At 58.4% G+C, this 25,426-nt stretch carries 31 protein-coding genes; 14 read left to right on the top strand and 17 right to left on the bottom strand.

The genetic code is table 11. The annotated features are described in order from the left end of the window. Positions 1-70: 70 nt before the first annotated feature. A complete protein-coding gene (locus CRO62_RS26345) occupies positions 71-724 on the top strand; it encodes an invasion associated locus B family protein (protein WP_013636323.1) in 654 nt (217 codons plus the stop codon). A gap of 128 nt (positions 725-852) precedes the next feature. On the opposite strand, the gene hspQ is transcribed toward CRO62_RS26345, so the two are convergent. From hspQ to CRO62_RS26325, 4 genes are all read right to left on the bottom strand, one after another. Then, positions 853-1,182, bottom strand: coding sequence for a heat shock protein HspQ (gene hspQ, locus CRO62_RS26340; RefSeq protein WP_003515726.1), 330 nt, complete (start codon positions 1,180-1,182; stop codon positions 853-855). A gap of 89 nt (positions 1,183-1,271) precedes the next feature. Beyond that, on the bottom strand, positions 1,272-2,195 hold the full coding sequence (locus tag CRO62_RS26335; RefSeq protein WP_075807527.1) for a DMT family transporter: 924 nt from the start codon (positions 2,193-2,195) through the stop codon (positions 1,272-1,274). Between the two features lie 98 nt (positions 2,196-2,293). After that, positions 2,294-3,703 carry a type I glutamate--ammonia ligase gene (gene glnA / locus CRO62_RS26330; RefSeq protein ID WP_003515722.1) on the bottom strand — a complete coding sequence of 470 codons (1,410 nt, stop codon included), beginning with the start codon at positions 3,701-3,703 and terminating at the stop codon, positions 2,294-2,296. 73 nt (positions 3,704-3,776) lie between these two features. Next, positions 3,777-4,115, bottom strand: a complete 339-nt coding sequence (locus tag CRO62_RS26325; protein ID WP_003515720.1) for a P-II family nitrogen regulator — start codon at positions 4,113-4,115, stop codon at positions 3,777-3,779. Between the two features lie 89 nt (positions 4,116-4,204). Here CRO62_RS26325 and CRO62_RS27325 point away from each other — a divergent pair, with 89 nt between their 5' ends. Then, positions 4,205-4,360, top strand: coding sequence for a hypothetical protein (locus CRO62_RS27325; protein ID WP_179784634.1), 156 nt, complete (start codon positions 4,205-4,207; stop codon positions 4,358-4,360). Positions 4,361-4,473: 113 nt separating this feature from the next. Beyond that, a complete protein-coding gene (locus tag CRO62_RS26320; protein WP_097102878.1) occupies positions 4,474-5,949 on the top strand; it encodes an NAD(P)H-hydrate dehydratase in 1,476 nt (491 codons plus the stop codon). 163 nt (positions 5,950-6,112) lie between these two features. On the opposite strand, the gene CRO62_RS26315 is transcribed toward CRO62_RS26320, so the two are convergent. Next, positions 6,113-7,150 carry a GlxA family transcriptional regulator gene (locus tag CRO62_RS26315; RefSeq protein WP_003515714.1) on the bottom strand — a complete coding sequence of 346 codons (1,038 nt, stop codon included), beginning with the start codon at positions 7,148-7,150 and terminating at the stop codon, positions 6,113-6,115. A gap of 270 nt (positions 7,151-7,420) precedes the next feature. Then, positions 7,421-7,639 carry a hypothetical protein gene (locus tag CRO62_RS26310; RefSeq protein WP_097102876.1) on the bottom strand — a complete coding sequence of 73 codons (219 nt, stop codon included), beginning with the start codon at positions 7,637-7,639 and terminating at the stop codon, positions 7,421-7,423. A gap of 239 nt (positions 7,640-7,878) precedes the next feature. Here CRO62_RS26310 and CRO62_RS26305 point away from each other — a divergent pair, with 239 nt between their 5' ends. Further along, the gene (locus tag CRO62_RS26305; protein WP_003515711.1) at positions 7,879-8,817 is read left to right on the top strand and encodes a LysR family transcriptional regulator; all 939 of its coding nucleotides are present in this window, start codon (positions 7,879-7,881) and stop codon (positions 8,815-8,817) included. A gap of 64 nt (positions 8,818-8,881) precedes the next feature. On the opposite strand, the gene CRO62_RS26300 is transcribed toward CRO62_RS26305, so the two are convergent. Together CRO62_RS26300 and CRO62_RS26295 are read right to left on the bottom strand one after the other, a co-directional pair. Further along, positions 8,882-9,802 carry a methylenetetrahydrofolate reductase gene (locus CRO62_RS26300; protein ID WP_097102874.1) on the bottom strand — a complete coding sequence of 307 codons (921 nt, stop codon included), beginning with the start codon at positions 9,800-9,802 and terminating at the stop codon, positions 8,882-8,884. A 105-nt stretch (positions 9,803-9,907) separates the two neighbouring features. After that, positions 9,908-10,684 (bottom strand): formyl transferase, encoded by a 777-nt coding sequence (locus tag CRO62_RS26295; protein WP_097102872.1) that lies wholly within the window; start codon positions 10,682-10,684, stop codon positions 9,908-9,910. 192 nt (positions 10,685-10,876) lie between these two features. Between CRO62_RS26295 and CRO62_RS26290 the strand changes: the two genes are divergently transcribed. Both CRO62_RS26290 and CRO62_RS26285 read left to right on the top strand, forming a co-directional pair. Next, positions 10,877-11,038, top strand: coding sequence for an entericidin A/B family lipoprotein (locus tag CRO62_RS26290; RefSeq protein WP_097102870.1), 162 nt, complete (start codon positions 10,877-10,879; stop codon positions 11,036-11,038). Between the two features lie 146 nt (positions 11,039-11,184). Beyond that, entirely contained in the window at positions 11,185-11,937 is a 753-nt protein-coding gene (locus tag CRO62_RS26285) for a phosphodiester glycosidase family protein (protein WP_179784082.1), read from the top strand. 1 nt (position 11,938) lies between these two features. Here CRO62_RS26285 and CRO62_RS26280 read toward each other — a convergent pair whose 3' ends face one another. Then, entirely contained in the window at positions 11,939-12,289 is a 351-nt protein-coding gene (locus CRO62_RS26280) for a hypothetical protein (RefSeq protein ID WP_003515702.1), read from the bottom strand. A 390-nt stretch (positions 12,290-12,679) separates the two neighbouring features. Next, positions 12,680-12,946 carry a hypothetical protein gene (locus CRO62_RS27320; protein ID WP_025593682.1) on the bottom strand — a complete coding sequence of 89 codons (267 nt, stop codon included), beginning with the start codon at positions 12,944-12,946 and terminating at the stop codon, positions 12,680-12,682. Between CRO62_RS27320 and CRO62_RS26270 the strand changes: the two genes are divergently transcribed. Further along, positions 12,945-14,348, top strand: a complete 1,404-nt coding sequence (locus tag CRO62_RS26270) for an L-serine ammonia-lyase (RefSeq protein WP_013636313.1) — start codon at positions 12,945-12,947, stop codon at positions 14,346-14,348. The genes CRO62_RS27320 and CRO62_RS26270 overlap by 2 nt on opposite strands. 65 nt (positions 14,349-14,413) lie before the next feature. Further along, positions 14,414-14,851 (top strand): DUF1489 family protein, encoded by a 438-nt coding sequence (locus tag CRO62_RS26265; protein ID WP_003515697.1) that lies wholly within the window; start codon positions 14,414-14,416, stop codon positions 14,849-14,851. Positions 14,852-14,946: 95 nt separating this feature from the next. Here CRO62_RS26265 and CRO62_RS26260 read toward each other — a convergent pair whose 3' ends face one another. The 4 genes from CRO62_RS26260 to CRO62_RS27100 all read right to left on the bottom strand — a co-directional run bounded on the left by CRO62_RS26260 (position 14,947) and on the right by CRO62_RS27100 (position 17,973). Then, the gene (locus CRO62_RS26260) at positions 14,947-15,555 is read right to left on the bottom strand and encodes a transglutaminase-like cysteine peptidase (protein WP_097102866.1); all 609 of its coding nucleotides are present in this window, start codon (positions 15,553-15,555) and stop codon (positions 14,947-14,949) included. A 756-nt stretch (positions 15,556-16,311) separates the two neighbouring features. Further along, entirely contained in the window at positions 16,312-16,929 is a 618-nt protein-coding gene (locus CRO62_RS26250; RefSeq protein WP_097102862.1) for a PilZ domain-containing protein, read from the bottom strand. Positions 16,930-17,113: 184 nt separating this feature from the next. Then, a complete protein-coding gene (locus CRO62_RS26245) occupies positions 17,114-17,671 on the bottom strand; it encodes a PAS domain-containing protein (protein ID WP_097102860.1) in 558 nt (185 codons plus the stop codon). Next, positions 17,668-17,973: a hypothetical protein gene (locus CRO62_RS27100; RefSeq protein WP_143539413.1), complete on the bottom strand. Its 306-nt coding sequence runs from the start codon at positions 17,971-17,973 to the stop codon at positions 17,668-17,670. Before CRO62_RS27100 ends, CRO62_RS26245 begins: the two co-directional genes overlap by 4 nt. Positions 17,974-18,030: 57 nt before the next feature. Between CRO62_RS27100 and CRO62_RS26240 the strand changes: the two genes are divergently transcribed. Both CRO62_RS26240 and CRO62_RS26235 read left to right on the top strand, forming a co-directional pair. After that, on the top strand, positions 18,031-18,804 hold the full coding sequence (locus CRO62_RS26240) for a rhomboid family intramembrane serine protease (protein WP_097102858.1): 774 nt from the start codon (positions 18,031-18,033) through the stop codon (positions 18,802-18,804). A 154-nt stretch (positions 18,805-18,958) separates the two neighbouring features. Beyond that, positions 18,959-19,393: a CBS domain-containing protein gene (locus tag CRO62_RS26235; RefSeq protein ID WP_097102856.1), complete on the top strand. Its 435-nt coding sequence runs from the start codon at positions 18,959-18,961 to the stop codon at positions 19,391-19,393. A gap of 136 nt (positions 19,394-19,529) precedes the next feature. Here the strand turns inward: CRO62_RS26235 and CRO62_RS26230 are convergent, their stop codons facing one another. From CRO62_RS26230 to folE, 3 genes are all read right to left on the bottom strand, one after another. Further along, positions 19,530-20,456: a patatin-like phospholipase family protein gene (locus tag CRO62_RS26230; RefSeq protein ID WP_097102854.1), complete on the bottom strand. Its 927-nt coding sequence runs from the start codon at positions 20,454-20,456 to the stop codon at positions 19,530-19,532. Positions 20,457-20,554: 98 nt separating this feature from the next. Next, entirely contained in the window at positions 20,555-21,007 is a 453-nt protein-coding gene (gene hisI, locus CRO62_RS26225) for a phosphoribosyl-AMP cyclohydrolase (RefSeq protein WP_097102853.1), read from the bottom strand. Between the two features lie 27 nt (positions 21,008-21,034). After that, complete coding sequence (folE, locus tag CRO62_RS26220; protein ID WP_003515674.1) at positions 21,035-21,661, bottom strand: GTP cyclohydrolase I FolE; 627 nt, start codon at positions 21,659-21,661, stop codon at positions 21,035-21,037. Between the two features lie 283 nt (positions 21,662-21,944). Here folE and CRO62_RS26215 point away from each other — a divergent pair, with 283 nt between their 5' ends. The 4 genes from CRO62_RS26215 (at position 21,945) to thrS (ending at position 25,407) form a co-directional block, all read left to right on the top strand. Then, positions 21,945-22,391, top strand: a complete 447-nt coding sequence (locus CRO62_RS26215; protein ID WP_097103352.1) for an iron-sulfur cluster assembly scaffold protein — start codon at positions 21,945-21,947, stop codon at positions 22,389-22,391. Between the two features lie 3 nt (positions 22,392-22,394). After that, complete coding sequence (gene yidD, locus CRO62_RS26210; RefSeq protein ID WP_097102851.1) at positions 22,395-22,754, top strand: membrane protein insertion efficiency factor YidD; 360 nt, start codon at positions 22,395-22,397, stop codon at positions 22,752-22,754. Next, positions 22,751-23,272 (top strand): DUF1697 domain-containing protein, encoded by a 522-nt coding sequence (locus CRO62_RS26205; protein ID WP_097102849.1) that lies wholly within the window; start codon positions 22,751-22,753, stop codon positions 23,270-23,272. Before yidD ends, CRO62_RS26205 begins: the two co-directional genes overlap by 4 nt. 131 nt (positions 23,273-23,403) lie before the next feature. Beyond that, positions 23,404-25,407: a threonine--tRNA ligase gene (gene thrS / locus CRO62_RS26200; protein WP_097102847.1), complete on the top strand. Its 2,004-nt coding sequence runs from the start codon at positions 23,404-23,406 to the stop codon at positions 25,405-25,407. Positions 25,408-25,426: the final 19 nt, after the last annotated feature.

Here is a 25,426-nt window from a genome sequence, read left to right as displayed (position 1 = left end):
GAAGGATACCGCCATCGGCGAGCAGGACCCGCGGTTCTGTTCTGGCAGACATTCAGGAGACGGAACTCTTATGATGCAAAAGGCAAACACATTCACCCGGACAGCTCTGTCCGCTCTCGTTCTTTCCCTGGGCGCGGTTTCCGCTCCGGCCATCTCGCAGGCACAGGATGCTCCCGCCAATCAGGGCGCTGGCGCTCCGCCGCTCGGCTGGTTCAAGACCTGCTCCAAGCAGGAAGACAACGATGTCTGCGTCGTGCAGAACGTGGTTCTTGCCCAGAACGGCCAGATGATCACTGCCGTCGGCCTCATCACTGTCGAGGGCAAGGTCAACCGCAAGCTGCTCCAGGTTTCCGTTCCGACCGCGCGCCTCATTCCCCCGGGTGTGATGATGCAGATCGACGGTGGCAAGGGTCAGAAGCTCGATTACGCTGTTTGCCTTCCCGACAAGTGCACGGCCGAAGTTCCGCTGACGGACGCCATGATTGCGTCGCTGAAGAAGGGCAACGAGATCGTCTTCACCTCGATCAACTTCCGCCGCGCGCCAAACCCCATCAAGATCGCGCTTACCGGCTTTACCGGCGCTTATGACGGCGCGGCTATCACACAGTCGCAGCTCGCGGAAAGCCAGCGCAGCCTTCAGGAAGGCATGCAGAAAAAGGCTGAAGAGGCCCGCAAGAAGCTGGAAGCTGCTCAGGACGCCGCAAAGGGCGCGCCGAAGCCCTGATCTCTTTACGAGAACACGAAAAAACCGGCCTGTTTTCAGGCCGGTTTTTTTATGCGCGGTTTTGATCCCGACGTATTTTCAGTAAAAACGCACAGCGCCCTTATGGTTGTTGTCAAACCGGGCGTGCTCTAATGCGCCAGCGACATCTTCGGCCGCCACTCGCCGTTGGGCGCCTTGTCGAACATCCGCTCGATATTGCGGTTGCGGAGAGGCGCCTCGTTTTCATCGTGGACGAGGTTCTGTTCGGAAACGTAAGCGACATATTCCGTCTCATCGTTTTCGGCCAGGAGATGGTAGAAGGGCTGGTCGCGCTCCGGGCGAATATCGGCGGGGATGGCGTTCCACCACTCTTCCGTATTGGCATATTCCGGATCCACGTCAATCACCACACCGCGGAACGGAAACACCTTGTGGCGGACGATCTCGCCAAGCGTAAATTTTGCGTCTCTTTGTTTCATGGTATGAACTTCCTTTCCCACTAATAGTTGGGTGCGGAATGGGAAATATCAAGGGCTAGCGGTATCCGGCCCTTTTTCCCGTGATGCTCTTAAGCGACCCTGCGGCCGATCGGTGCGGTGGCGATGACGACGCCGCCTGTAACCAGCACGATGCCGATGGCGTGATATGTTTCAAACGTTTCACCAAGGAAAAGCGTGGCCATGACAATCGAGACGGGTGGCATCATGTAAAGCGTGATGCCTGCCGTGGCGGGGCCGAAAACGCGGACCGTATGGGTGAAGCAATAAAAGGCAAGCAGCGAGGCGAACAGGATGATGCCGCCGATCTTGGCCCAGGCGATGGCCGTGGCCGGCAGCAGGCCACCATGCGCCAGTTCCACCGCTGCGGGTGGGAGCAGGACCAGCGCGCCGGAGAAGGCGATGAGGCCGAAAAGGCTGAACGAGGCCATTTGCCGCGCCGCGGGATCGCGCAACAGCAGCGAATAGACCGCAAAGGCAATCGCTGCCGTCAGAATGGCGAAATCGCCAATGTTGAATTTCATCTGCCAGAGAGCGGACATATCGCCCTTGAGCACGATTGCCGCCACGCCCGCAAAAGCGATGATCATGCCCGCCACTTCGAGCCTGCGGATCGGGCGGCCCTGAAAGATGCGCTGGAACAGGATGATGAACAGCGACGAAGTCGTGTAGATCAACGTGCCGTTGGCAGCCGTCGTCATTGTGAGGCCCCAATAGACCACGCCGCCGCAGACGCCCATGCCGAGAATGCCAAGAACGAGCCAGAGCAGCGTTTTCTGGCGCACGAAGGCGAGGCAGTTCCGCCAGTCGGCGATCATGAAGGGGGCGATGATGAGGCTCGATCCGATCCAGCGAATGAAGGCGGCAATAAAGGGCGAGACCTCGCCGATGACGCCGCGGCCGAAAATGATGTTGCTGGAGAAAAAGAACGGTACCGCCAGAAAGATGAGCCAGTCCGTGAGGCGTGTTTGCTGAGAGGCTGGCTTGATCGACATTGTTCGCGACATGGCTGGGCATCAAAAGAAAACGGCGGCTTTCCAGGGGAAAACCGCCGAGCGGGAAGGGACGCCTCTAAAGGCGTCCCAAATGCCGGTCAGGCCGAGTAGTACATGTCGAATTCGACCGGATGCGGGGTCATTTCGAAGCGCATGACTTCCTGCATCTTCAGCTCGATGAACGAGTCGATCTGGTCGTCGTCGAACACGCCGCCGGCGGTCAGGAACTTGCGATCCTTGTCGAGGCTTTCCAGCGCTTCGCGCAGCGAGCCGCAGACGGTCGGGATCTTTTTCAGTTCCTTGGCAGGAAGGTCGTAAAGGTCCTTGTCCATCGGCTTGCCGGGATGGATCTTGTTCTTGATGCCGTCGAGGCCGGCCATCAGCATGGCTGCAAAACCGAGGTAGGGGTTCTGGGTCGGGTCCGGGAAGCGGACTTCGACGCGCTTTGCCTTCGGGTTGGAGCCGAAGGGAATGCGGCACGATGCGGAGCGGTTGCGGGCGGAATAGGCCAGCAGAACCGGAGCTTCATAACCCGGCACCAGACGCTTGTAGGAGTTGGTGGTCGGGTTGGTGAAGGCGTTGATGGCCTTGGCATGCTTGATGATGCCGCCGATGTAGTACAGGCAGTTCTCAGACAGGCCGGCATATTCGTCGCCAGCAAAGGTCGGCTTGCCGCCCTTCCAGATCGACTGGTGCACGTGCATGCCAGAGCCGTTGTCGCCGAAGATCGGCTTCGGCATGAAGGTTGCCGTCTTGCCATAGGCATTGGCGACCTGGTGCACGACGTACTTGTAGATCTGCATCTTGTCGGCGCTGGATACCATGGTGTCGAACTTCACGCCCAGCTCGTGCTGCGCGGAGGCGACTTCGTGGTGGTGCTTTTCGACGACGACGCCCATTTCAGCGAGAACCGTCAGCATTTCGGAACGCATGTCCTGCAGGCTGTCGATCGGCGGAACCGGGAAGTAACCGCCCTTGACGCGCGGACGGTGGCCGAGGTTGCCGGTTTCGTAATCCGTGTCGTCGTTGGACGGCAGTTCCGACGAGTCCAGCTTGAAGCCGGTGTTGTAAGGGTCTGCCTTGTACTTCACGTCGTCGAAGACGAAGAATTCCGGCTCGGGGCCAACGAAGATGGTGTCGCCGATACCGGAGGCCTTGAGGTAGGCTTCGGCCTTCTTGGCGGTGCCGCGCGGGTCGCGGTTATAGGCTTCGCCGGAAACCGGGTCGAGAATGTCGCAAAGGATGACGAGGGTAGACTGGGCGAAGAACGGATCGGTATGGGCAGTTGCCGGATCGGGCATCAGCACCATGTCGGATTCGTTGATGGCCTTCCAGCCGGCGATCGAGGAGCCGTCGAACATGACGCCATCGGCGAACATGTCTTCGTCTACGCAGACAACATCCATGGTGACATGCTGCAGCTTGCCCTTGGGATCGGTAAAGCGCAGGTCCACGAACTTGATGTCGTTATCCTTGATCTGCTTCAAGATATCGTTTGCGGTCGTCATTTAAACGTTTTCCTTGAGTGTGTGGTGACGAGGTGAAAAACCTGAGCCTCCCCGGCTCAGGACCTGGTTCCGATTATATGGCGTCCACGCCTGTTTCACCGGTACGGATTCGGATGACTTCCTCGACGTTGGAAACGAAAATCTTTCCGTCGCCGATACGTCCGGTCTGTGCCGCATTGCGGATAGCCTCAATGACGGCTTCCGCATTTTCGTCCGCCAGTACGACTTCGACTTTCACTTTCGGCAAAAAGTCCACGACGTACTCTGCTCCGCGGTAGAGTTCCGTGTGGCCCTTCTGACGACCAAAGCCTTTTGCTTCCGTGACCGTGATTCCCTGAAGTCCGACTTCCTGAAGGGCTTCCTTCACTTCATCGAGCTTGAAAGGCTTAATGATCGCTTCGATCTTTTTCATGAGAAAATATCTCTCCGCTTCTCCCGTTAAAGCAGGTTATTCCCGCTCTGCCACAAGAATGCACGTATTGTGCCAGATCGGAAGCGGGCTTGAAGAAAAAACTTCGCTTGCCCGGCTTTCTGGCACAAAATGCATTCGCTTTTTGTTGTTTTCCAGCCAATTTCTCACCAAAACCCGAAAAATCCGTCATCAATTCTGTCGGTTTTCCTTATTTTAGTTATGTTGAATATTTCGGAATGCACTGACGGCGTTTTGTTGATTTGTTTATATTTTATGCATTTGATTATTATTTCGCCGCAGCCATTTGCTTATTTTTGTATCGATTGCCTTTCCGGCGTTTTGAAGGGATGATCGCGTCATGAAATCCCTATTGAATCTCTCTCTTATCGACCCTGCTGTGATGGCCCGCATCGATGCGGCCTCAAGCCAATCCGGCATTCCCCTATACGATCTTATGGAGCGGGCAGGGCAGGCGGTCGCTGCTTCGGCCCTTCGCCACTATCCGGACGCGCTGCGTTTCGTCGTGCTCTGCGGAGGCGGCAATAATGGCGGTGATGGTTACGTTGCCGCACGCTCGCTTGTGCAAAGCGGGGCGACAGTTGCGGTTCATCATCTTGGCCACGTCACGGCAATGAAAGGCGATGCCCGCACGGCTTTCGAGGGCAGCGGCGTCACAGCCCTGCCGCTTGGCGACTATGTGCCCATGGCGGGTGACGTGTTGATTGACGCGGTGTTCGGTGCCGGATTGTCCCGCGAGATTCCGTCGGAGCTTCGGCGCGTGATCGATGCGGTGACGCAGGCGGCCGTGCCGATTCTCGCCGTCGATCTGCCGTCTGGTCTTTGCGGCAGGAGGGGCGTGCCTCTGGGTGCATCGTTCAAGGCGGAGCGGACCGTAACCTTCATGGCGCGAAAACCCGGCCATCTATTGATGCCGGGGCGGGAACTGTGCGGGACGCTTGAGGTGTTCGATATCGGCATACCCTGCCGCATTCTCGCCGCTCATGCGGGATCGGTTGCGGAAAACGATCCACTTGTCTGGCGCGACACCTTGCCCCGCTCCGAAATGGAAACGCATAAATTCCGCCGTGGGCATCTGACCGTCTTTTCCGGACCGCCACACGCGACGGGAGCAAGCCGCATGACGGCAATTGCGGCGCTGAAGGCGGGGGCGGGCATCGTCACCATCGCCGCGCCGAAGCAGGCGCTCGACGTGCTTTCGGTGACGTTGACGGCGGTGATGAGCACCGGTCTGGATGATGCGGACGATCTGCGCCACTGGCTGGACGACAAACGCCACGGCGCTTTCGTCCTCGGTCCCGGTTTCGGCGATCTCGAAAAGGCGCGGCAATTCGTGTCCCTGCTCGGGGACAAGGTGGTGGTGCTGGATGCCGATGCGATCACCGCTTTCAAGGACTGCCCGGAAACCCTGTTCGACCGGATGATTTCAGGCGCGGGGAAATTCGTGTTGACGCCGCATGAGGGCGAGTTTGCTCGGCTGTTTCCCGATCTCGCCACTGACATGTCACTGAGCAAGATCGAGAAGGCGCAGACCGCATCGGCGCGCATCGGCGCAGTGCTGGTCTACAAGGGTGCGGATACGGTCATCGCCGCGCCGAACGGCCGCGCGCTGGTCAATACCAATGCGCCGTCGAGCCTTGCGACGGCGGGGTCAGGCGATGTGCTGGCCGGGATCATCGGCGCATTGCTTGCGCAGGGAACGCCGGCCTTTGAGGCCGCCGCTGCCGGTGTCTGGCTGCATGGCGAGGCGGGCAGCAGGGCGGGTGCAGGTATGACGGCAGAGGATCTGGCCCACGCGGTGCGGCCGTTTGCGTGACCTTGAGTTGGTGTCCACTCCGTCACCCCGGACTTGATCGCAGGCAATACCTTTCACTGCGCAGACGCGCCGTGGCTGGATGCCGGATCTAGTCCGGCATGACGGAGGAGAGGCTTTCATCCCTGAGGCGAGGGCTTTTTCGTGCTAGAGGTTCAAAGCCGCGTCAGTGCGCGGCTTTGCCCTGGCTCGCGGTTGCCATCCGCGAGGCGCTGATCAGCAGCTTGCGTTCCGCCCGTTCCTGTTGCGGCGTGCGATTGTAGATTTCGCGATAACACTTGGAGAAATGCGAAGCGGAGACGAAACCGCAGGCAACGGCAACCTCGACCACCGGCATGGCCGATTGCACCAGCAGGTGGCGGGCGCGGTCCAGGCGGATTTCAAGATAGTAGCGGGCGGGTGAGCGGCCCATTTCCTGCCGGAACAGACGCTCCACCTGTCGGCGCGACAGATCGGCCGCATCGGCGATGTCGAGCAGCGACAGCGGCTCGGACAGATTGCCCTCCATCAATTCGATGATCGACAGGACCTTGCTATTCTGAACGCCGAGGCGCGCACGCAGTGGCAGGCGCTGGCGGTCGTTGGGGCTGCGCACCCGGTCCGTCAATTGCTGCTCGCAGACGCGGTTGACGAGATTTTCGCCGAAATCCTGACCGATCAGGCTCAGCATCATATCGAGCGACGCGGTGCCGCCGGCGCAGGTGTAGATGTTGCTGTCGACCTCGAAGAGATCTGCATAGACTTCGACCTGCGGGAAGGCTTCGGAAAAACCAGGCAGGTTCTCCCAGTGGATCGCACAGCGTTTGCCGTTCAAGAGACCGGCCTGCGCGAGGATATGCGCGGCGGTACAGAGGCTGCCGATGGCGATGCCGCGATTATAGGCTTCACGCAGCCAGGCATTGACGGATTTGTTGATGTGCTGGTCGACATCGATGCCCGAACAGATGATCGCCATTTCAACGCGGTTTTCGCCGCTGACATATCGGCGCTCATCGGCAAGACAGGTGTCGACCTCAAGACAGATGCCGCTTGATGACATGACCTTCTGGCCGTCGAGCGAGGCGAGGCGCCATTCGTAAGCCTGATACCCCAGCATGCGATTGGCGATGCGAAGCGTTTCAACCGCTGCGGCGAACGGCAGCATGGTAAATTGCGGAATGAGAAAAAAGACGATTGAGCGTTTCTTCTGGGAGTTCCTGCTCATTTGCCCGTGCTCCGTTGCGAATACGCAATTCCTCCCTTGGAATCGGTCTTCTGGATGTCCTGTTTCCGACATCTTTAACGAAAAATACGCCGTGGAATCCGGGCTGTCAAAAAATAGCTTTTGAAATATGCAAAATTTGCGACAAGCCTTTTTAAAGGGCGTCATGTCGCATGTAAAACAGGCAGGTCATTTTACGCCTCTGCCGCGGCGTTTCGGGATTGGCGGATGGCTCGCAAGTCCTGAGACGGTTGCGAGCCATGGGGTTGCGCATCATTTGCGGATGACCCTGATGCGGTTGCTGTCGGTTGTCGGCCATCCAATGTCCTTCAATGTTTCAGGCGGCAAAGCTTCCAGCGCGCGGAGCATTCTTGCGCGCTTCCATGACGCATGGAGATCGGAAATCTGGCCTGACAGGCGCTGGAGCCAGCTACCGGTCGAGTGGCGTTGCGACGAACGGTTCGCTGCGGGGTGATAATGTATCATGGCCATGTCTTGATCCTTTCGTGAACCACGATCCTGTTTACGACTTCGGTATGCGCTTACATATCTCATCAAACAAGAGAATGAATTTTATGTCATTCATCAATTTTAGGAATGACCTGCGCTCGCCGCCTGCCGGACTTTCTGTCTTTCCGTGATGGGCCAGCGCTTCATTCCGACAAGGCATTAGTTGCCCTGTCATTCGATGTCCCGGATGGTGCGCCCGTGTTGACATTCAATCAAACGAAATGATATCCATCTATAAATCAAAATATTTGAAGGTTCGTGCCATGACCGTAACTTTCCGCCAACCGTTGCCGCTGCTGGATAACGACATTCTGAGAACCTTCGTCGCGATTGCCGAGACCGGGAACTTCTCCACCGCCGCAGAGGTGGTGTTCAGAACGCCGTCCGCCGTTTCCATGCAGATAAAGAAGCTGGAGGAACAGCTGAAGACGACGTTGTTCCTGCGCGATGCCCGCTCGGTGACTTTGACGGCGCATGGCGAAACGCTTCTTACCTATGCGCGCCGCATGATCGCGCTGTCCAACGAGGCCGTGTCGCGTTTCGTCATGCCTGAACTGTCTGGCGTCGTCCGGCTCGGTGCGCCGGAAGATATTGGCGAGCGCGGTTTGCTCCCGGGTATCCTCAAGCGTTTTGCCGAGGTTTTCCCCGGCATCATGATCGATGTCACGATCGATTCCAGTTCCAATCTCTACAAGCGCATGGATGAACGGCGGCTGGATCTGGCACTGGTCAACTGTGCGTCGCATCCGCTGCGGGATACGGGCGAGGTGCTGATGCGCGAACGTCTCGTCTGGGCAGGGGCGAAATGCGGCACGGCCTATCTGCGCGATCCGCTGCCCATATCGATCTGGGAAGAAGGTTGCATCTGGCGTTCGGAGGCAATCAACTCGCTTGAAAAGCGCGGGCGCAATTTCCGCGTGGCCTATCTCAGCGGCCATACCATGGCGCAGCGCGCAGCAATTGCCGCCGATCTCGCCATCGCGCCCCTGCCGCGCTCCTATGTGCAGAACGACATGGTCATTCTCAGCGACAAGGAAGGCCTGCCGGAACTTGGTTATTTCGATATTCGCCTGATCACGGGCGAAAGACCCTCGCGCCCCATCCTTGCGGTCGCGGAAAGCATCCGCAATGCCTTTGTCGAGGTCGCCAAGGCGGCCTGAGGTAGATCTTTATAACGGGAGTGCGCGACGGCGAGCGTCCGTCGCGCCATAGGCAAAGGTGGGCTTAGATCGCTACCGTGTCCCGCTTTGCGGAAAAGTCCGCATCGCCGGTTTGCCAGCTTCCACGACCGACCAGCCAGTCTGCCGAATTCTGTAGCCCACCAAAGGGGAAAACGTGGATTTGCCGGATCGGGCCTGCCGGATTTGCCTGCCAGTGCCGTTCGATAGGGCCGACCACGCTTTCCGGTGAATGGCCCTTGGCCAGCGTCGTCAGGGAGAGTGCGTTCTTTTTCAGATAGGCGATGGAATTGCCGACGCCGCAGAGTGCTGCATATTTCAGCAGCGTCGTGATCCTGGCCGGGCCGGAGACGCCGATATGCACCGGCAAGTCGATGCCGGAGGCGGCAAGTCCTTCCGCCCAGGCAATGAAGCGCGCGGGGTCGAAGCCGAACTGGGTGACGATGCGCATTGCCGCATCGCTTCTTTCGGCAAAATCATACTTCAACTTCAAGGCGGCCGTCGCCATCTCTTCGCTGAAATCGGGGCTGCCTTCGGGATGGCCGGCGATTGCAATCTGATTTATCCCGCAGTGATCGAAGATGCCGGTCGACAGCATATCCATGCTGGATGCGAAGGGACCAGCCGGCGTGGCGACGCCACCGCCTACTACCAGCACATCCGACACACCCGCTTCGCCTGCCAGCCGCTTCACCTGCTCCTCGAATTGCACGCGAGACGATATGCGCCGTGCCGCGAGATGCGGCACTGGTGTGTAGCCGAGATCGCGAAGATGTTTTGCAGCGTCGACCAGCCTGTCCTGCGAGGCCTGTCCGGTGTCGGTCAGATAGACACGCACGCCCTGTGGAAAGAGACCGGCAAGACTTGCCGGGCCGAGCACCTGTGCGGGTGAGGCTTCAATGGAGGCGGCAATGGCGGGAGAGGTCGAGATATCGTGCAATTTGAATTTGGTCCTTTTCCTTATCATGCACCGGTTTTTTGCCCACGTCTTTGCCTGTTGCGGCAAGACAGCCCTGCATCTGCGACGAAGCTTGATTTCATGCGTTCGGCTGGCGGCAATGGCTGGTTGTTCTCACCACACACGTTTGGTTAGGCCGTTCCACAGCCATGTCCAGATCGCCGGCGGAAACCGCAGCACCGATTTGCCAGGCAAGGGCGGTTGCGGCGCAAGGCTGCCGGAAAGGGCGTCCTCGATAGCGCTGACCGCAATATCTACAGAGGCGGCGGTCAGAAGCAGGGGGTAGGTGGCAATGGTATCGGAAGGCGAGGGCTTCAGCCGCTTTTCGTAAAGGGTTGCGCCGGTATCCACGCCCTTGTCGACCAGATGCACGGTTGCGCCGAAATTACCCCGGTCCTTTTCCACCAGCGCCCAATAACCGCCCATCTGGCCGCGATAGGCGGGATTTATGCCGGCGTGGAAATTGATGACCGGGCAACGCAGGGCTTGAAGGGTTGCCGGTGTCAGAAGGCGGCAGGAAATGGTGAAGATCGCTGCCGGTTGCAAGGTGTTGACGGCCTTGTGGCACTCTTCGTCGTTCAGGGAGGCAACGTGTGTAACGGGAACGGCCTGGCCGAGATCGGCAGAGAGGCCATGTTCGGCAATGATCTCATTGGTGCGCCGAACAGTGAAGCGCTTGCCGAGTCGGGAGGCGATCATCGTCGCCATCTGGCCTGCGGCCGTCATCCAGCCGAGCCGCCGCGCCCGTCTCTTCAGAATGGCCGATTTGCTCTCCGCCTGCTCCACGATGACATGGATATCCGGAAACCGGGCGGCCAGCGCATTAATCATGACATTGGGGTTCAGCCCGCCCGCCGTCATCACCAGTAGCCGATTGTTTATCTCAGTCATGTCACCCACACGATTTTCCCGATCATGATCCCTGCGCCCGAGTTTCCCTCGCGAAGTTCAAAACCATGTTAATTTTCACCGACGGGATTTTTTCAAACGCCGGTGGAACCGATTTCCAATGCTCACGTTATTGTGACGCATATCACATCGGCGCTTGCCTTTGGACGGCAAGTCATAGGGGAGTTATTTCAAATGATCACACGTATTCTTTCGACCGTTTTCGTGGCTTTGTTGACCGTCGTGACCTTGAGTTCCTGCGGTAATACCATTCGCGGCGTTGGCCGGGATACGGCAAATGCAGTAGACGCCACGCAGGACGCAGGACGTAACGTAGACCGCGCCGCGCGTCGCTAAGTCTCTCCCCTCCAAGGTCTGGCGTCTCCCTGAATGAAGGGGACGCCTTTTCTTTGACCTGATTTCACCGTCACAGTTCATGTGTAAGAATCGCGCCGTATTAAGACGGGGCGAGAGGGCATGAACGGGCGTCGATGAAAAGACCGATGAAAACACTGATTGGCTTGCTCCTGCCATTGCTTTTGCCGTTTTCGGCTGAGGCGGGCGGACAGGCGGATTTCTGCAAAACCTTGGAGCATGCTGGCGGACGTTACATTGTCTGCAGTTTCGATCCGGCGAAAAGCATGATCCGGATTTACGACCGAGATCATGTCTCGGGTGAGGGATATCGCTCCTTCTCCAATCTATCCTCCGCCCTGTGGCGGCAGCACATGTTCAGCGTCTTCGCCATGAATGGCGGCATGTATCATTCCGACTATTCTCCCGTTGGCCTCTTTGTCGAAAACGGCGTCGAACGTTCGCCGATTATTACCGGCGGCGGGTGGGGCAATTTCCATCTTCTGCCGAATGGCGTGTTTTATCTGAAGGGTGCAATGGCGGGCGTTCTGGAAACGCAGGCCTATGTCTCTGCCGGCTTGAAGCCGGATTTTGCCACCCAGTCCGGCCCGATGCTGGTGATCGATGGAAAGCTGCATCCGCGATTTCTGCCCGATAGCGACAGCCTGAAACGCCGCAACGGCGTCGGCGTGTCGCGCGACGGCATGGTGCATTTCGCGATTTCGGAAAACACCGTGCGTTTTTACGACTTCGCGACGTTGTTCAGGGATGTACTGGATGCGCCAAACGCGCTTTATCTCGACGGGACGATTTCCAGTGTCGACATTCCCGCGATGAAAAGACGCGATTCCCTGTTTCCCATGGGGCCGATTATCGCTGTCGTCGACAGGGTGCCTGACTAAGTCAGATCGGTGCCTTGGGGTAGGCTTTTTCGAGGCCTGCCGATGCCGTCAGTCCCTTGCGGAAGGCCAGATAGGCAGGATGCTGGCTGGCCTTGGCCGCTTCCGTGATGCGTATCTGCAGCCGGGCAGGGGCGTTACAGCCCAGCCATTCGCCTGATGTCTCCAGTTTCAGGCTGTTGAGGAAGCGGGCATTGGCCTGTTGATCGAGATAGAGATTGAGGCCGGCCAGCAGGTTTTCATCCTGCAACACGTTTTCCATCAAAAGCAGCACCCACGCCTTGTCCTCGCTTGCAAGCGAGGCAAGTTTCGATGCGACCGTCTCGCGGTCCGGAAAAGATGATGCCTGCTGCATGTAATGACGAATCCCGTTGCCGGCTTCTGTCGATAAGGCAGAGCCGAAAGGCTTTCAAGGCACAACAGTCCGGACACGGAAATTCAACCCTCGAATGCCGATTGCCGCTGGCTTCAACAGGTGTTTGTGCGAAACCTTCATAAACCGGTTACACTTTGGTTCAAATTGAGGCGAACGGCGAAAAGGGGTAACCCGAAAGCTCAGATCTAACGCCTTGTTTTTTCACACACCTATGCAAGTGGCGAATGGCAGCCCGTCAAAAACGCCTTCATTTAGCCGCTTTTTGCATTTGCGTTCTGCGCCGGATTTTAATAAATGCTTCCCCCAACGGGCCCGGTCTTGAAGATCGCCCGGAGAGTGAATAGCTGGAGTAATCATGGAAGAAACCGCTCAGAAATCCTGTTGGGCCGTCACCTTGCGCGCGCTTGCAGGCTTTGCCGCATTTCTCGCATTGACGTACATTTTTGGCAGCCCATAAGCACTTCTCATGAATGACGGGTTTTGAAACGGCGCGGTTTCCTCTGGAAACCGTGCTGTTTTCGTTTCTGCGGCCCGCATGTCGCAGCTGCAAAAGCCGGTGCCGCTCTTTTGTGGCGATCCGTCGCGGCTTTGGATATGATGGCGGTGGAATCCATTCTTATTCAAGGTAAGCCTCATGTTTCTTTCGGTCTTCGACGTCTTCAAGATCGGTATCGGTCCTTCCAGCTCGCATACGATGGGGCCGATGACGGCGGCGAACCGCTTTCTTGCGCTGATCCTCGGTGATGAATGGCCGCGTCCGGCGGGTGCTTCCGTATCGCGCCTGAAGGTCAGCCTGCACGGTTCGCTTGCCTTTACCGGCATTGGCCACGGCACCGGCCGTGCGGTCATTCTCGGCCTGACGGGCGAGCGGCCGGATCTCGTCGACCCCGACGCCATGGACCCGATCATCGAAAAGGTTGAAAAGGCCGGCACCGTGTCGCCACCCGGCCACCCCTCCTATGAGTTCAACCCAGCCGAGGATCTGGTCTTCGACAAGAAGAACCCGCTGCCCGGCCATGCCAACGGCATGACCTTTTCCGCTTTCGACAATCAGGGCAGGCTGCTTCTCAAGCGCATCTATTATTCCGTCGGTGGCGGTTTCGTCGTGACCGATACGGAACTGGAAGCGATCAAGCAGCGCGGCAAGACCATCGATAATGGTCCGCGCGTGCCTTATCCTTTCGCCACGGCGCGGGAAATGCTTGAGATGGCGGGCCGCTCCGGCCGCACCATCGCCCAGATGAAGCGCGCAAACGAAGAAACGGTAATCTCCCGCGACGAGCTGAACGAGCGCCTCGACCAGATCTGGGAGGCGATGAACGGCTGTATCGAGCGTGGGCTGAAGGTGGACGGCATCATGCCGGGTGGCCTGAAGGTGCGCCGCCGCGCCCGCTCCATCTACGAGAAGCTGAATGAGGAATGGCGCAGCAACCGGCTCAATCCTGTCATGGCGAATGACTGGCTGAGCGTCTATGCCATGGCCGTGAACGAGGAAAATGCTGCGGGCGGGCGCGTGGTGACAGCGCCGACCAACGGTGCTGCGGGCGTCGTTCCGGCCACGGTCCGGTATTTCCGGCATTTCCACGAGGATGCGACCGTTGATGATGTTCGCGATTTCCTGCTGACGGCGGCCGCCATCGGCGGCATCATCAAGCATAATGCATCTATTTCAGGTGCCGAGGTCGGCTGTCAGGGCGAGGTTGGGTCCGCTGCCGCCATGGCGGCCGCAGGCCTTGCCGCCGTCATGGGCGGTTCGCCGGAACAGGTGGAGAATGCCGCCGAAATCGCGCTCGAGCATCACCTCGGCATGACCTGCGACCCAATCGCCGGTCTGGTGCAGGTGCCATGCATAGAGCGTAATGCGCTGGGTGCGGTGAAAGCTGTGACGGCGGCGTCCCTGGCGCTGAAGGGCGACGGCCAGCATTTCGTGCCGCTCGATGCCTGTATCGAAACCATGCGCCAGACCGGCAACGACATGAGCGACAAGTACAAGGAAACTTCCACCGGCGGTCTTGCCGTCAACGTTGTGGAATGCTGAGCGGGCAGGGCGTCAGGCATGGCCCATATGCTTGACGCCCGCCGCAAAAAGGCATTGATAAGCATATGCCTCTACATCTTATAAAACTTTGCGTCGGCGCGGATTCACTCCAGGATTTGAGAGACTGGGTCGCGCATCGCTCGCTGACTGCGATCGCCGCTGGCCTTGAGCCGCACAGCGTCCATACCACGCGGATGATCCCGAAACGGCTTGAAGAATTGCTGGAAGGCGGTTCGCTCTATTGGGTCATCAAGGGCCAGGTGCAGGCACGGCAGAAACTTCTCGACATACGTTCCTTCAAGGGCGACGACGGCATTACCCGCTGCGACCTCATTCTCGGCCCCGAGGTGATCGAGACGTCGCCTGCGCCGAAGCGGCCGTTTCAGGGCTGGCGCTACCTCAAGGACAACGAGGCCCCACGCGATCTCGGCGGCGGTGATTTCGGCGGCGAGGAGATGCCCTCCGACCTCAAGCGGGAACTGGCCGAGCTAGGCCTGCTCTGATCGTCAATGGATGTGATTGAAATGAAAAAGCCGGCTTCCTTGCGGAGCCGGCTTTTTCATTTGGGGAGACGGTATTTGCGTGGGTTTGGCTGGCTTCAGTTGATGCCGCCAACCGCAGTGGTGGCGCGGCCATCCTGTATTTTCACCCAGCGTCCGGGATTGGCGGTGTCCTGACGCTTCAGGTAGGTATATTCGGTCTCCGACCAGTTCATGACCTTGTTGCGCATGTTGTCGAGGACGAAATCACCGCGATCGGTGCGAACGGTCAGAACTGCATGGCCTTCGCCATTCGGCTGCAGAACAACCGTGATCAGCAGGTTGTTGGCGGAGAAGCCCTTGTTCATCAGCATCTTGCGCTTCAGAAGCACGAAGTCTTCGCAATCGCCGACCGTGGTGGGGTAGGCCCAACGCTCTTCGACACCGTAGATTTCCATGTCGGTCATCGGCGTGATCGTGGTGTTGGCGGTATAGTTGACGTCGAGCATCGTCTTCCAGCGCTCTTCGGTCAGTTTCATCGGGCCGTTATCCACCGATGTCGGCTGGCATTCGCTCTGATAGGTCTGGCAGAACTCGTAGTGGCCGATCGGCGGGTTGGCCTTGCCGATCACGCGCATGGCGGCGGATGGCGAAGCGCTGGCCTGATGGGCGATGGCGCTGACGATGAATGCGATCAGAAAGAAACCGAAACGGTTGTTTTTGTTCATTGCTTGTCTCCCCGTGTTGAGGAGACACTCGCATGTATATTTTGACCCCGCGGAAAGATGCGCGTGTCAATTTGAGCTTATATTTCAGCAAATTAGCGGTTGTTTTGAACTGTATTCGAGTTAGTTTTTACGCGTGTTTGAAGCAAATTTTATTACAATTTTACGCATCTCGACCTTAGGTTTTTGGTAGCCATTTAGGTGGCTGTATTGAAAGCGATTTTCGCCACAGAGATATTTTTGCGATGCTGGGTAGTCAGGCCGCGGAGCGTACCGAAGACGCGGATTTCCCGTTTTGGGATTGGTGTTTCAAGTCGGGACAGGGCAAAAAGGCAGCGAAAAAAACTTCAAGAAAACTGTTTTTTTCTTGGAAGAAATGCCTGGAGCGGGATTTTCCAGTGCTGTTGTGCGCGAGAACTAACGCGAAATGGAGCGCGCCGGGCACTCTGACCGGATAGTACATCAGTCGGTTTCAACGGAATCCACAATGCGGGAAAGCAGCATTTAAAACTGTCGGCGCAAATGCACGAGCGGCATTTTTGTAGACGAAAGCACTCTGCTCCCATCATTCCGGCCTTGAGCCGGAATCGGATCGATGTGCGTCTGTGTGGCGGGAAAAGCTCTTTCAGCCCAGAGACCTGGGCTGCCTGTATTCCGGCTCAGGGCCCGAGCACCGGAAAGCGATAGCCGTGACAAGATCTGGCGAATGCCGCACTTGCTGCACGGACATACCGCTCCACGGTATTACTGGAAAATGATCTAGAGAAATTCGATCAGGGCGTCGGGCGACTGGACCCGGTCGAATTCGACCGCAACGCCTTCCATGAAGTGGCGTACGATCTTGCCGCTCATGTTCTTCCCAAGCTGGACCCTGGTGCCGAGTGGAGGCCGGTTTTCGATCTCGATGGCTGCGCCCGACAAGGAAAGGTCGATCAGCCGGCAGGCGAGAAGCACGCCGTCTTCCAGCATCAGATGTGCCCGGGTGTTGCGTGGTGTCAGGCGGTCGTGGCGGCGGTCTTCGGGCAGGCCGAGCAGCTGGCGCTTGGCGATCCATGCGAGCTGGGCGGCCAGCTTTTCCCGCTTGCGTTCGGGCGCATTGATGGCAATGACGAAGCCCGACGCGGTAAGCGCCGTAACCGTTCCTTCGATGCGGCCGATATGCTGGAGATAGGCGATGACGCGATCACCGTTGCGCGCAATGCCCGAGCAGGCGAACAGCGCTCTTTCGGCGGTCATCTCGGTTGCGGTGCAATCATATTCCTGGTGATCGGGCAACATGAGGCGGCCGGTGAAGGACACACGGACGGGATCGTCGAAGTGAACCTCTTCAACCGGACGCAGGGTTTGGGCAGTGTTGACCGAACGTGATGAGAACATGGACAGCGCAATTGTAACCAATGATGATGGGAAATCTCTACGCCGCCCGGGTTAACAGACTGTATTGTTTAACCCTTACAATTTTTCCAATCGTCAAAATCGTTACAGCTTTGACGTATTTCGTGCGAAATTCCGGCGCGATCATACGCGATCCACCCTCACCATGCGGGGTGGGACACGGCAGTCAGCGGGTTACCGCATGCGGCATGACAGCGGTTCGCGCATTCGTAGAATACGTTGTCGGCGCGATATCCATGCGTAGCAGGCGGCTGCTTTTCATGACGAGGCAACTGATCGGTGCTGCGAATTCGTGACGGGGCCGCTCCGGCAGCAGCGCTCCGAGCAACCTCGGGGCGGCGTCATTATCCGAACTTAGCGGCAACAGCAGCATTTCGAAAGCAAGCGGCGCCGCGCCATGGTCGTCCTCCGCTTCGATATCGAACACCACGGGCAATTGATGTTGCAGGATGCCGCGTGCGACACGGCAGGGGAAGGTGGCACTTGCCGCCGGCCACAGATCCGAGAACGGGCTGTCCCGCAATTCCCGGCCAAACAGGTCGCACAGGTGTGTGCCTGCAAGGCGGAAGAATGGCGTTCTTTCTCCCTTGTCCGCGAGGATGAAGAGGTCGCCGAGATGATGTTTCAGCTTTGCGGGATCGAAGTCTTCTCGGCGGGGCGCCGGTTTATTGCCGCGCAGGGCGTCCCAATAGGCATATATCTCCAGTCCGGCCATGCTCTTCATAGCATCGTTCTCCATGTTCGTTTTTGGGACATCATGTCCATCCGAACGTCTGTTACTTGTGGTGTAGCGAATTTCATGCCAACCGATTTTGTTAAGGTTAACAAATGGTTGAGATTGCGCGGCGACCAAGGCCGTGGCATCGCTGCGGCCATGTCGGGGACATGCTCCCAGTCAGCACAATTGATGCTTTCGCCCGTAATTTTACGGCGGGCGTGCAGGCCGGACTGCCCCTGGGTACAGGCGCTTGAACCGATTGCGGTTTTTGCGTCGTGGCCCGAAAGGCAGGACGGCTTTTTTTTCACCCGGGCTTCCTATATTGCTCGGGAGACGCAAATTTCCACAAAAACAGGGATGGAATCATGTCCAACGGCGACGGCGAACAGCCGCCGGTTTCGGAAAGTCAGGAACTGAAAGAGGACGCACATAATCCCGTCTTCAACCTGCCGCCGCTTCTGGTCGGCATATTGGCGGCGCTGCTCTTGGCCTTTGTGGTTCCGGCCTATCTTCTGTCGGAGGATGGCAACGGCTGGTTCATCTTCACCTTCGGCTTCATTCCGCTGCGTTACGCGGTGCCATTATCCCAGCAGGGGCTGGAATGGCTCTGGACGCCGGTGACATATTCTTTTCTGCACGGCGGCATCGAGCATATTCTTTTTAACGGATTGTGGTTGATGGCCTTTGGCGCGCCGGTTCTGCGCCGGATCGGAACGCTTCGCTTCGTACTGTTATGGTGCATATCCGCCGCCGTTTCGGCCTTTGGCCACGCGGCGCTGAACTGGGGCGATGTGACGGTTCTGATCGGAGCATCCGGTGTCGTTTCGGCGCTGATGGGAGCCGCATGCCGTTTCGCTTTCCCGTCACGCGGCGGCTACAGCGCCTCTTTCGGCCATCTGATGCCGAGGCAGAGCATTGTCGCGGCGCTTTCGAACAGGACCGTGCTGATCTTCACGCTGATGTGGCTTTTCGGCAATGTCCTGATTGCTGTCGGCGTGCCGCTGTTTGGCGATGTCGGCGGTGAAGTCGCCTGGGATGCGCATGTCTTCGGCTTTCTGCTCGGCTTTCTGTTCTTCGGCCTGTTCGATCGCCCGATCCGCGGAAACCTTTCCAGTGAGAGTGTGGAACACCCGCTCTAGGGCGATCACGCTCCTTGTCGGTCGTGGCGCAAATTTGCTTGTGCAGGTCCCATCCGGGATTGCATTCGCATAGGCCTCAGCGCACCATGTTCCATGATTTGCAACCGCGGAGAGACTTTGCCGCGTTGCAGATTGCTGACAGGAGGAGGAAGGCATGGCAACATTCGTAAAAGATCTTCTCGACCGCAAGGGCCGGAATGTCGTGACTGTGGGACCGAGCGTAAGCATCGGCGAGGCGGCAGCAACGCTGAATGCGCACAAGATCGGTGCACTCGTCGTGACCGATGCCGACGGCGTCGTTCTCGGTATTTTCACGGAACGCGATCTGGTGAAGGTCGTGGCAGGCGAGGGCGCTGCCTCCCTTATGCAATCCGTTTCGGTGGCCATGACCAAGAACGTCATCCGCTGTCATCACAATTCCACCACCGACGAGTTGATGGAAATCATGACCGGAGGGCGGTTCCGCCACATTCCGGTTGAGGACGACGGTCGTTTGGCCGGCATCATCTCCATCGGTGACGTGGTAAAGGCGCGGATCGGCGAGATCGAGGCGGAAGCCGAACATATCAAGGCCTATATCGCCGGATGAGGTTTCGTTTCCGGCGCGTCCGCAATAGTCATTTCGAAACGACTCCGTCATTCCTGTGGTACGCGCAGGAATGACGGCGTAGGAGGCCGCTGCTACCGCAAGCTGGAATGCTCAGCACGACTATTTGTGGTGTACGTTAGCGTCGGAACGCCTGCTGCATGCGCTCCAGCTCGGGAACGCGGGCGCGTGTTTCCTCGTATCCCCTGTCGATGGCTTCGCTGGCGCGATGGAATTCCGACAGGCCGATATCGTTGATACGGGGATGCAGCATGAGGTCGGGCGGGTCGCCCGCCAGGCGCGAGCGCGAAATCCGGTCCTGAATGATATTGAAGGCCTGCACCATGACGCCCGGCAGGCCGGGGCGCGGCGGACCTTCCAGGGAAGGTGTTGCGCCATTCGGGGGCGAAGAGGAATGTTTGACCACGGCAGAGCGGCCGAACAGATCGTAATTGAGATTGACGGCGACGACGAGCGCCTGCTCATAGGCCCTGCAGACCGAAACCGGCACGGGGTTGACGAGAGCACCGTCGATCAGGGTGCGGCCGTTGCATTGCACGGGCTCGAAAATGCCCGGCAACGCATAGGATGAGCGAAGCGCGGTGACCAGGTCGCCCTGGTGAATCCAGACCTCATGGCCGGTGCGCAATTCCGTGGCGACGGCGATGAAAGGATGCTCGAGGTTTTCGACGCGCAAGCCTTCGAGATGCTCCTGCATGCGCTTGGTCAGCCGCATGCCGCCGAAGAGACCGCCGCCGCCGATCGTCAGATCGAGCAGGCCGGCAATGCGCCGCATCGTCAGCGAACGGGCAAATTCCTCCAGCTCATCGAGCTTTCCGGCGAGATAACAACCGCCGACCAGCGCGCCGATCGAGGTTCCGGCAATCATGCCGATCTTCACCCCGGCCTCGTCTAGTGCCCTCAGGACGCCGATATGGGCCCAGCCGCGCGCAGCACCACCGCCGAGCGCAAGCGCAATCCGGCGAGTATCAACGATCTCGTTGACGATTGTTTCGGTGTTGCCAGCCGCAAGAGCATTGTGACGATTGCTTCCCCAGCCCAACATGACCGTACACTCCCTGCCTGCTCCCAGGACCCGGTCTATTCCTCCCCGAATCCTGAATTATTGGTAGCAAATTGGTGCGGCGGATGGAAGGTGGCCGTTCACGTGCCAGAATAGGTAGTCGCCGGGTCGAAATGGCGGGTATCGTCGGTGATTCTGGTCATGGCATTGCCATCGGCCAACTCGACCGTGCGGTAGAAGCAGGAGCGGCGGCCGGTATGGCAGGTCGCGTCATGGCCGGCGACGGAGACCTTCAGCCATACGGCGTCCTGATCGCAATCGGTGCGGAATTCCTTCACCGTCTGCAGGTTGCCCGAGGTTTCGCCCTTTTTCCAGATCTTGTCGCGCGAGCGGCTGTAATAGTGGGCGATGCCCGTTTCCAGCGTCAGCGACAGGGCTTGCGCATTCATATGGGCGACCATCAGCAATTCACCATCACGCGCATCGGTGACCACGGCGGTGACAAGGCCGTGGGCATCGAATTTCGGTGAGAAGAGACCTGAATTTTCAAGCACTTCCTTGTCCGCAGGCGCGGACGGAAACGAAATGGACATTGCTACCCCGGGGAAAAAGCGGAACCGTTAGCGGTTCCGCACCATGGTCATGAAGCGCACCTGCTCTGCCGGGTCGTTCTTGAAGGTGCCGGTGAAGCTGGTGGTGAGGGTCGTGGACCCCTGCTTGTTTACGCCGCGCATGGACATGCACATATGTTCGGCGTCGATCATGACGGCCACACCGCGCGGCTTCAAAGTTTCTTCGATGGATCTTGCGATCTGCGCGGTCATGTTTTCCTGCGTCTGCAGGCGGCGGCCAAAGATTTCGACGACGCGGGCGATCTTCGACAGGCCGAGCACGCGCCCAGCCGGAAGATAGGCGACATGCGCCTTGCCGACGATCGGAACCATGTGGTGTTCGCAATGGGAGAAGAAGGGGATGTCGCGCACCAGCACTACATCGTCATAACCGCCAACTTCCTCGAAGGTCGTGCCGAGAACGTCCTGGACGTTCAGCTCATAACCGGCGAACAGTTCGCGATAGGCCTTGGCAACGCGCTTCGGCGTGTCCAGAAGTCCTTCGCGGGCGGGATTTTCTCCTGCCCAGCGCAGAAGAACGCGCACTGCTTCTTCCGCTTCCGTCTGGCTTGGGCGAGCCTCTGCCACATCGGGTTTTGCGCCAGCGCCGGGGAAATTCTTCACGATCGCATCCATTCCGTCTCTCCCGATGCGGGTCAAGGCCGCACCTGAACTTTGTTTTTCGTAGCGGGGACTTCGTCCACCGTTGCTGCTATCTGGTTGTTTTACAGCATTTTGGCAAGGCCGATGCTGATATTTCGGTATCGGAGCCGTTAATTTCATATCGGCTTGATGTCCAGAAAGCTCGTTAGCATATAATGGGAATGAAGGGCAGGAAAGCTCCACTGCGACAAACGCTGTGTTTGAAAAAAATGACCTGTCCCGTTTTTGGGCATTCTTGAACGCCGGATACCTGATGATGGACGATATCTACAACAACCGAATTCTGGAATTTGCCGGAAATATTCCGCTGACCGGCGTGCTTGATGATGCCGATGCCAGCGCTGAAAAACATTCGCGGCTGTGCGGCTCCAAACTCAAGGTTTATCTCAAGGTCGAAGGCGGCATCGTCACGGCTTTTTCACACGAGGTTCGCGCGTGCGCCCTCGGCCAAGCATCCGCCTCGATCATGGCGCATCATGTCGTCGGCGCTTCCAGCGGTGATATTAGGCAGGCGCGGGAAGACATGCTCGCCATGCTGAAGCAGGGCGGCGAGGGGCCGACAGGCCGTTTCGAGGATATGCGGGTGCTTTCACCCGTCCGGGATTTCAAGGCACGCCACGCCTCGACCATGCTGACCTTCGAAGCGGTGGTCGATGCTCTCGACCAGATCGAAGCCCGGCCGGTTCTGAACGCTGCGGGTTAGGCGATGTGCGGTGAACCGGACTGCGGACATCAGAAGACGGGGGAGAAGGTCGGGCGATCCCGCAACTGGGGCGGAGCCTTTGCGAAGACCCCCGGCCGTCTTTTCGGCGTTGGCTTCATCCGGCTCTATCAGCTGACTTTGTCGGGTTTCGTCGGCAATTCCTGCCGCCACATTCCCACCTGTTCCGAATATGGCTATGAGGCGATCGCCCGCCACGGACTTTGGCCGGGCGGGTGGATGACACTGTTTCGCGTCGCGCGTTGCGGTCCAGGCGGCACCAGCGGGCTGGACCCCGTGCCGGAAACGCTGGCCGCTGACAAGCACTGGTGGACGCCCTGGCGATACTGGATGCTGCATCGATGACCTATGTCGCTCTTCTGCACAGCATCGTGCTCGGCGCGGGCAAGCGGCTCATCATGGCCGATCTGCGTGAAATGGCGCAGGAGCTGGGCTTTGAGGAATGCAGGACGCTGGTTGCGACCGGAAATCTGGTCTTCCGTGCACCGGAGGCGCCTGTTTGCGAAATCGAGGAGGCGCTGGAGCGCGCCTTTGAAAAACGGTTCGGCAAACATGTCGATATTCTCGTTCGCTCAGCGCCCGATTGGCTGGCCCTGACTGCCAAGAACCCGTTTCCGGATGGCAATCCACCGGATGTCTGCATAAGGGTGATGCGCGAGCCGCTTGCCGGGGATTATCTCGGACTCTTCGAGAAGTACCGCCAGAAGGAAAAGATTGCCATTGTCGGCGGTGACCTATGGATCGACTTTTGCGGAAAGCCAAGCGAAAGCCGGCTTCTCTCTGCGCTGACCACGAAGAAGCTCGGCATCGGCACGACCCGCAACGCCAATACCGTCAATGGAATTGCCGAAATGCTTCGCTGAGCCGCCGTTCACCTTTGACTGGAACGGCAAAATTCTTTATCAGCCTGCCTGCCCATCTGCGAAAGAGGGCGTTCTTTTTATTCCAACACCACCCGCATTCGTTGGCGGGACTGGATCAGGAGCATTCGACGATGTCACAAACCGTTTCCCTTACATTTCCCGATGGTTCCGTACGCAGCTATCCCGCCGGCACGACCGGCCGCGAGGTCGCCGAATCCATCTCCAAATCGCTTGCGAAGAAGGCTGTCGCCATTGCGCTTGATGGCACCGTGCGCGATTTGTCCGAGGCAATCACCGATGGCAAGATAGAAATCGTCACGCGTGAGGACAGCCGCGCGCTGGAACTCATCCGCCACGATGCCGCCCACGTCATGGCCGAGGCCGTGCAGGAGTTGTGGCCCGGCACGCAGGTGACGATCGGCCCTGTCATCGAGAATGGCTTCTATTACGACTTTGCCAAGAACGAACCTTTCACGCCGGAAGATCTGCCGAAGATCGAAAAGCGGATGAAGGAGATCATTCAGCGCAACAAGCCGTTTACCCGCGAAGTCTGGTCGCGCGAGAGGGCCAAGGAAGTCTTTGCCGCAAAGGGTGAAAACTACAAGGTCGAGCTGGTCGATGCCATTCCCGAAGGTCAGGACCTGAAGATCTATTATCAGGGCGATTGGTTCGATCTTTGCCGCGGCCCGCATATGGCGTCCACGGGTCAGGTCGGTACGGCCTTCAAGCTGATGAAGGTGGCCGGTGCCTATTGGCGTGGCGACAGCAACAATGCGATGCTGTCGCGCATCTACGGCACCGCCTGGGCGACCCAGGAAGAGCTGGACAATTACCTGCACGTTCTGGCCGAAGCCGAAAAGCGCGACCACCGTCGCCTCGGCCGGGAAATGGACCTGTTCCATTTCCAGGAAGAGGGTCCGGGTGTGGTCTTCTGGCACGGCAAAGGCTGGCGCATGTTCCAGACGTTGACGGCCTATATGCGCCGTCGGCTCGCCAATACCTATCAGGAAGTCAACGCGCCGCAGGTGCTGGACAAGTCGTTGTGGGAAACCTCCGGTCACTGGGGCTGGTATCAGGAAAACATGTTCGCGGTGAAATCCGCCCATGCCTTTACCCATCCCGATGACGAGGATGCGGACCAGCGCGTCTTTGCCTTGAAGCCGATGAACTGCCCCGGCCACGTGCAGATCTTTAAGCATGGCTTGAAGTCTTATCGCGAAATGCCCGTTCGCCTTGCTGAATTTGGCAATGTCCATCGCTACGAGGCTTCAGGTGCACTGCATGGCCTGATGCGCGTTCGCGGCTTCACGCAGGATGATGCGCATGTCTTCTGCACGGAAGAGCAGATGGCGGCGGAATGCCTGCGCATCAACGACCTGATCCTCTCGGTCTATGAGGATTTCGGTTTCAGCGAGATCGTCGTCAAGCTTTCGACCCGTCCGGAAAAGCGTGTCGGTTCCGACGATCTCTGGGACCGCGCTGAAAGCGTCATGATGGAGGTTCTGAAGACCATCGAGGAACAGTCCGGCGGCCGCATCAAGACCGGCATTCTGCCGGGCGAGGGCGCTTTCTACGGGCCAAAGTTCGAATATACGCTGAAGGATGCTATCGGTCGTGAATGGCAGTGCGGCACGACTCAGGTGGACTTCAACCTGCCGGAACGTTTCGGCGCCTTCTATATCGACCAGAACTCTGAAAAGACGCAGCCGGTGATGATCCATCGCGCCATCTGCGGCTCGATGGAGCGCTTCCTTGGTATCCTGATCGAGAACTTTGCCGGTCATATGCCCTTGTGGTTCGCGCCGCTTCAGGTCGTGGTCGCGACGATCACCTCGGATGCGGACGATTATGGCCGCGAGGTTGCCGAAGCACTGCGCGAGGCGGGCATGGCTGTCGAAACCGACTTCCGCAACGAGAAGATCAACTACAAGGTCCGCGAGCACTCGGTGACCAAGGTTCCGGTCATCATCGTCTGCGGACGCAAGGAAGCGGAAGAGCGCACTGTCAACATCCGCCGTCTCGGTTCGCAGAACCAGACGCCGATGTCGCTCGAAGATGCGATTACAAGCCTCGTGGAAGAGGCGACGCCGCCGGATGTGAAGCGCAAGCTTGCGGCGAAGAAGCAGGTTGCGTGACAAAAAACAACGGCCCCTT

The organism is Rhizobium sp. AN6A (assembly GCF_900215635.1).
GTDB lineage: Bacteria > Pseudomonadota > Alphaproteobacteria > Rhizobiales > Rhizobiaceae > Agrobacterium > Agrobacterium tumefaciens.
This window is presented reverse-complemented; position numbering and strand designations above follow the sequence as displayed.